The sequence below is a fragment of the Paraburkholderia sp. SG-MS1 genome, from assembly GCF_012275575.1.
Classification (GTDB): domain Bacteria; phylum Pseudomonadota; class Gammaproteobacteria; order Burkholderiales; family Burkholderiaceae; genus Paraburkholderia.
Genome location: NZ_NPIH01000028.1, coordinates 23536 through 30649 on the forward strand (window position 1 = coordinate 23536; position 7114 = coordinate 30649).

4 protein-coding genes are annotated in these 7114 nt (G+C 65.1%); 2 read left to right on the forward strand and 2 right to left on the reverse strand.

Annotation, left to right across the window (positions count from 1 at the left end; genetic code table 11):
- Positions 1–351 precede the first annotated feature (351 nt).
- Positions 352–1611 (forward strand): MFS transporter, encoded by a 1260-nt coding sequence (locus tag CIC12_RS02160; RefSeq protein WP_168661725.1) that lies wholly within the window; start codon positions 352–354, stop codon positions 1609–1611.
- Between the two features lie 253 nt (positions 1612–1864).
- On the forward strand, positions 1865–3763 hold the full coding sequence (locus CIC12_RS02165; RefSeq protein ID WP_168661727.1) for a propionate--CoA ligase: 1899 nt from the start codon (positions 1865–1867) through the stop codon (positions 3761–3763).
- Positions 3764–3808: 45 nt separating this feature from the next.
- Here CIC12_RS02165 and CIC12_RS02170 read toward each other — a convergent pair whose 3' ends face one another.
- Entirely contained in the window at positions 3809–4609 is an 801-nt protein-coding gene (locus CIC12_RS02170; protein WP_238812314.1) for a 5'-methylthioadenosine/adenosylhomocysteine nucleosidase, read from the reverse strand.
- On the reverse strand, positions 4606–6957 hold the full coding sequence (locus CIC12_RS02175; protein WP_168661729.1) for a UvrD-helicase domain-containing protein: 2352 nt from the start codon (positions 6955–6957) through the stop codon (positions 4606–4608). Before CIC12_RS02175 ends, CIC12_RS02170 begins: the two co-directional genes overlap by 4 nt.
- Positions 6958–7114: the final 157 nt, after the last annotated feature.

Genomic DNA, 7114 nt, shown 5'->3' on the forward strand with positions numbered 1-7114 from the left:
GCCGACCGCGTATCGCCCGGTCCTCGACGCGCCGCCTCGTAAGCTGCGCGCCCGCGACGGTTTTATACATGGCCAAAAATCGCCGGACCGTATTTATCAGACGACTGAATCGCCGACCGGCGTATGAGCGGCACGCTTCGCGCGGGACCGATCTGTGCGCACATATGTCCCCATGTCCGATTTGCGACAAAACTTGTCCTTACAATTCACTCAAGCCACATTAAACTTCGATCAACGACTTAAAACACCGGCAATCGCGTCGAAATGCCGCAGCAAATCCCGCTTGAACGCGCGATTGCCGGACGCCCGTTCACGCCTTATTCGCCACCTTTGTTCTCTCTCATCTAGCGTATGAAAACGAGCCTCGACAAAAGCGCCCTCGCCGGCGCGCCACCCGCGCGCGGCGCCCCTGCCGCGTCCGCCCAACCGGCCGCCAGGATTCAGCGCACGGTCTATTCCGTGCTTGGCGCGATCAGCTTTTCGCACCTGCTCAACGACATGATCCAGTCGTTGATCCTCGCGATCTACCCGATGCTCAAAGACAACTTTTCATTGTCGTTCGGGCAGATCGGGCTGATCACGTTGACCTACCAGATCACCGCATCGCTGCTGCAGCCGCTCGTGGGCGCCTATACCGACAAGCATCCGAAGCCGTATTCGCTGCCCGTTGGCATGGGCTTCACGCTCGCGGGCCTGCTGCTGATGTCGGTCGCACCGAGCTTCGGTGTGCTGCTGGTCGCGGCGGCGCTGGTTGGCTGCGGGTCGTCGGTGTTCCATCCGGAATCGTCGCGGGTCGCGCGCATGGCCTCGGGCGGCCGCCACGGCCTCGCGCAGTCGCTGTTCCAGGTCGGCGGCAATGCGGGTTCGTCGCTCGGGCCGCTGCTCGCCGCGCTAGTCGTGATTCCGCATGGCCAGCGCAGCATCGCGTGGTTCTCGGCGGCGGCGCTCGTCGCGATCGTCGTGCTCACGCAGATCGGCCGCTGGTACAAACAGCATCCGTCGGTCAGGAAGGCGCGTGGCAACGTCGCGCACGCGACGCTGTCGCGCAACCAGGTGATGCTCGCGATGAGCGTGCTGATCCTGCTGGTGTTCTCGAAGTACTTTTACCTCGCCAGCATCAACAGCTATTTCACGTTCTATCTGATCGACAGGTTCCATCTGTCGGTGCAGGCCGCGCAGATTCATCTGTTCGTGTTCCTCGCGGCGGTCGCGGCGGGCACGGTGATCGGCGGTCCGATCGGCGACAAAATCGGCCGCAAATACGTGATCTGGGTGTCGATCCTCGGCGTCGCTCCGTTCACGCTGCTGCTGCCGTATGCGAACCTGTTCTGGACCGGCGTGCTGACGGTGATCATCGGCGTGGTGCTGGCCTCGGCGTTCTCGGCGATCCTCGTGTATGCGCAGGAGTTGATCCCCGGCAAGGTGGGGATGGTCGCGGGCATGTTCTTCGGTTTCGCGTTCGGCCTCGGCGGCATCGGCGCGGCGGTGCTCGGGCAACTGGCCGACGCCACCAGCATCGCGTTCGTCTACAAGGTCTGCTCGTTCCTGCCGCTGATCGGCGTCCTGACGGTGCTGTTGCCGGATGTCGAGAGCAAGCGCGCGAAGGCCTGACGGGTTTGATCGGGCGTTGCATCAGGGAAAAGGCGCTGCGGCGCCTTTTTCTTTTGCTTCGACGCGTGCGCCGCTCATGGTGAACCCGCGTTGTCCGCCGCACTGCGCGTACTCTATGCTTGTGCGATGCCGGTGCGGCGCCCGGATGGTGCCTGCGTGATGTCTACGCAATTGCGCACCCAGCTCCCGCGCCGCGCAACACGGCCGTACGACCCCGACCTCCGTTCACTGACACAGCAAAGGATCGCCGCAGATGACCAGCTATCGCGACTTCCACCGCCGTTCGATCGAGAACCCCGAGGCTTTCTGGCGCGACGAGGCGCAGCGGATTCACTGGCATACGCCGTTCGACACGGTGCTCGACCGCTCGAATCCGCCGTTCGCGCGCTGGTTCGTGGGCGGTCGCACGAATCTCTGTCACAACGCGGTGGACCGGCATCTCGCCGAGCGCGCGCAGCAGAATGCGCTCGTGTACGTGTCGACCGAAACCGGCATCGAACGGCACTACACGTACGCCGAGCTGCACGCGGAGATCAACCGGATGGCCGCCGTGATGCGCTCGCTCGGCGTCAAACGCGGTGACGTCGTGCTGCTCTATCTGCCAATGATCCCCGAAGCGCTGTTCGCGATGCTCGCGTGCGCGCGGCTCGGCGCGATTCACTCAGTGGTGTTCGGCGGCTTCGCGGCGCCCAACCTCGCGGCCCGCATCGACGACGCGAAGCCCGTGCTGATCGTCACCGCCGACGCCGGCGCGCGCGGCGGCAAAGTGATCGACTACGCGCCGTTGATCGACGAGGCGCTCGCGCGCGCGATGCACCAGACGCCGCGCGTGCTGCTGATCGACCGGCAGCTCGCGCCGGAACGCCTGAACGCCCGCTACCTGAGCGCGTACGAGCCACTGCGCGAACAGTTCTTCGACGCGCACGTGCAGTGCGAGTGGCTCGAATCGAACGAGCCCTCATATGTGCTCTACACGTCGGGCACGACCGGGAAACCGAAGGGCGTGCAACGCGACGTGGGCGGCTATGCGGTGGCGCTGGCGGCGTCGATGGAATACATCTTCCAGGGCAAGCCCGGCGACACGATGTTCACCGCGTCGGACGTGGGCTGGGTGGTCGGCCATAGCTACATCGTCTACGCGCCGCTGATCGCGGGCCTGACCACCGTGATGTACGAAGGCACGCCGATTCGCCCCGACGGCGGCATCTGGTGGCGCCTCGTCGAACAACACAAAATCAATCTGATGTTCACCGCGCCGACCGCGTTGCGTGTGCTCAAGCGCCAGGACCCGGCGCTGCTGAAGCAAGCCGATCTGTCGAGTCTGCGCACGCTGTTCCTCGCCGGCGAGCCGCTCGACGAGCCGACTGCCGCGTGGATCGCCGACGCGCTCGGCAAGCCGGTGATCGATAACTACTGGCAAACCGAGACCGGCTGGCCGATGCTGGCGATTCCGCGCGGCGTCGAAGCGCTGCCGACCAGGCTCGGCTCGCCGGGCGTGCCGTCCGCCGGGTTCGATCTGACGTTGCGCAACGAACTGACCGGCAAGCCCTGCTCGCCCGGTGAAAAAGGCGTGCTCACGCTCGGCTATCCGCTGCCGCCGGGCTGCATGTCGACGGTATGGGGCGACGACAGCCGCTTCATCGACACCTACTGGTCGAGCATCCCGAACCGGCAGGTCTATTCGACTTTCGACTGGGGCGTGCAGGACGAAGATGGCTATGTGACGATCCTCGGCCGCACCGACGACGTGATCAACGTCGCGGGACATCGGCTCGGCACGCGCGAGATAGAAGAAGCGCTATCGAGTCACGCGGCTGTCGCGGAAGTCGCGGTGGTCGGCGTGACGGATGCTCTGAAGGGTCAGGCGGCGATGGCTTTCGTGGTGCTGCGCGGCGCGCAGCCGTATGCGGATAGCAGCGAGCGCGCCCGCCTCGAAGCCGAACTCACGGCGACGGTCGAGCGCCAGCTCGGCGCGATTGCGCGGCCGGCCCGTGTAGTGGTAGTGTCGATGCTGCCGAAGACGCGCTCGGGCAAACTGCTGCGGCGCGCGATCGCGGCGCTCGCCGAAGGACGCGAGCCGGGCGATCTGCCGACTATCGAAGATCCGGCCGCGTTGCAGCAGGTGCGGGAGGCGTTGGACGGAAAAGCGTGACGTGAGCGGGCGCAGTGCGCCTGCCCGATCGCCCGCCTTCGAATCTCAGACCGCCGCGCCGCGCGTGTCGAGAAACCGCGTCAGGATCGCGTTCGAATACGCCCCCGCGATCTCCGTCAGAAACGATACGAACGATGCCGGCGCATGATCGTCGGCGGTATCGGAGATCGTGCGCACGACCGCGCACGGCACGCCGTACTCGTGGCAAACCTGCGCGATCGCCGCGCCTTCCATCTCGACGGCGAGCGCATCCGGCAACGCAGCGCGCAGCGCCTCGACGCCCGCCGCGCTGGCAACGAACTGATCGCCGCTGATGATCAGGCCGCGATGCACGCGCGGCTCGCGCGTGCCGAAGCGCGCCGCCGACGCCGCGCCCGCCTCCGCGACAAAGCGCTCGCAAGCCGCCGCAAGCTGGTCGGCGAGGGCGACGTCGGCGGCAAAACGCGACACGCCCAGCAAGGGCACCTCGAAGCGCGGAAACAGCGGCGAGGCATCGAGGTCGTGCTGCAACAGCGCATCGGCCACGACAATGTCGCCGACCCGCACCTCGGCGCCGACTCCCCCCGCGACACCGGTGAATACAATCGCTTCGACATCGAACGCATGGATCAGCGCGCTGACCGTAGCAGCCGCCGCGACCTTGCCCACGCGCGCCAGCGTCACGACGCACGGCGCGCCGTAGACGGTGCCGAGGTGATAGTCGCGCTGACCGTGTGTGATCGTGCGCACGCCGGACTCGGCGCGCATCGCTTCGATGAGATCGCCGAGTTCCTGCGGTAACGCCGCCAGAATCCCCAGCGGACGATGCGAATGCGGCGCGCCGCCGTTACCCATGCCGCCGCTCATTCGACCGCCTGCAGTTTCGCGACCGCCAGCGCGAGCCACTTCTCGCCATGCCGCTTGAACTTGACCTGCGCCTTCGCGTCGGTGCCGCCGCCTTCGAGCGCGGTAATCGTGCCTTCGCCGAACTTGGTGTGGAATACCTGTTGCCCGACGCGAAAGCCCGTGTCGGCCGCGCGCTGCTCGTTCGCGAAGGCCGGCAACGGCGCCGGCGTCGACGACGCGGGCCCCGTATAACCGGGCCGCGCAAACCAGTCGCGCCCATAACCCGCGTTATCCGAGCGGCCGCCCCAACGCGCGCCCGCCTCGATCTTCGGAGTGAGCCACTTGAGCGTTTCCTGCGGCAGTTCGTCGAAAAAGCGCGAACGGATGTTGTAGCGGGTCTGGCCGTGCAGCATCCGGCTCTGCGCGAACGACAGATACAAACGCTCCTTCGCGCGCGTGATCGCCACGTACATCAGGCGCCGCTCTTCCTCCAGACCGTCCGATTCCATTGCGCTGTTCTCGTGCGGGAACAACCCCTCTTCGAGACCGGTGATGAACACCGCCGTGAATTCGAGCCCCTTGGCCGCGTGTACCGTCATCAGTTGCACCGCTTCCTGGCCGGCCTGCGCCTGGTTATCGCCCGCTTCGAGCGATGCGTGCGACAGGAACCCGGCGAGCGGCGTCATCGTGTCCGGGTTTTGCGCGGGGTCGGCGATGCCGGGTGCGTCCAGCACGACGGTATTCGGATCGTCGGTGGCGACCGCCAGTTCGGGCGCGGCGCTCGCGCCGGGGCGCAGCGGAATCGAGCGCGCCGGTGTGTCCATCCCGTAGCCCTCTTCGCTGACGAACGCCGCGGCCGCGTTGACCAGTTCCTGCAAGTTCTCCAGCCGGTCCTGGCCTTCGCGCTCGTTCTGATAGAAGTCCGCAAGGCCGCTTGCGCGGACCACGTATTGGACCGTTTCTGGCAGGCTCATGCGTTCCGTTTCCGCGCGCATCTTGCCGATCAGATTCGCGAAGGCCGCGAGACTCGACCCCGCCTTGCCCGCGACGTAAGGAATCGCCGCCGCCATCGAGCAGTTGTACAGACGCGCCGCGTCGGCCAGTTGTTCGATCGAGCGCGCGCCGATGCCGCGAGTCGGGAAATTGACGACGCGCGCGAAGGCGGTGTCGTCGTTCGGATTGTCGATCAGACGCAGGTACGCGAGCGCATGCTTGACTTCCTGGCGCTCGAAAAAGCGCAAGCCCCCATACACGCGATACGCAATGCCCGCATTGACGAGCGTATGTTCGATCGTGCGCGACTGCGCGTTGCTGCGGTAAAGAATCGCGATTTCGCTACGCGACGTGCCCGTGCTGATCAGCGCCTTGATTTCCTCGACGATCCAGCCGGCTTCCTGCGAATCGGTCGCGGATTCATAGACGCGCACCGGTTCGCCGTGGCCGGCATCCGTACGCAGATTCTTGCCGAGGCGGCGCGAGTTGTTGGCGATCAGCTGATTGGCGGCGTCGAGAATGTGGCCGTGCGAGCGGTAGTTCTGTTCGAGCTTGATCAGATGACGCACGCTGAACTCGTGTTCGAAGTCGCGCATGTTGCCGACGTTCGCGCCGCGGAACGCATAGATCGACTGGTCGTCGTCGCCGACCGCGAAGATCGAGTTGGTCTCGCCCGCCAGCAGCTTGAGCCACGCGTATTGAAGCTTGTTGGTGTCCTGAAACTCGTCGACGAGGATGTGCCTGAAGCGCGCCTGATAATGCGCGCGCAACGGCGGATTGTGCGCGAGCAGTTCGTAGCAGCGCAGCAGCAGCTCCGGAAAGTCGACCACGCCTTCGCGCTGGCATTGCTGATCGTAGGCTTCGTACAGCTCGACGAACTTGCGATTGAAGTTGTCGGTGGCGTCGACGTCTTTCGGCCTCAGGCCTTGTTCCTTCGCGTTGTTGATGAAGTACTGAAGGTTTTTCGCGGGGTACTTTTCGTCGTCGATGTTGAGGCCCTTCATCAGACGCTTGAGCGCGGACAACTGATCGGCGGTGTCGAGAATCTGGAAGGTGGCCGGCAGCCCCGCGTCGCGATGATGCGCGCGCAGCATGCGATTGCAGAGGCCGTGGAAGGTACCGATCCACATGCCGCGCGTGTCGATCGGCAGAAGCGCCGACAGACGCGACATCATTTCGCGGGCGGCCTTGTTGGTGAAGGTCACCGCGAGAATCGTGGCGGGCGACGCGAGACCGTGCTGGATGAGCCACGCGATACGCGTGATCAGAACGCGGGTTTTGCCACTGCCCGCACCGGCGAGAATCAGCGCGGGCTCGTTGGGAAGCGTGACGGCGGCGTGTTGTTCGGGGTTGAGATTGGCTAGCAGATCGGGCATTTTTTCGGAGGGGCGGCAGTTCGTGCGTCATTATATGCCCCGGCGGGGGCTGGGCTTTTTTGGGTTTGTTGTGCTTTTTTTGGTTGTGTTCCTTGTGTTTTGGCCTTTCCTTGATGTCGCGGTGGTCTATTGGCGTTGCCCCTGTGCGGGGCGGCAC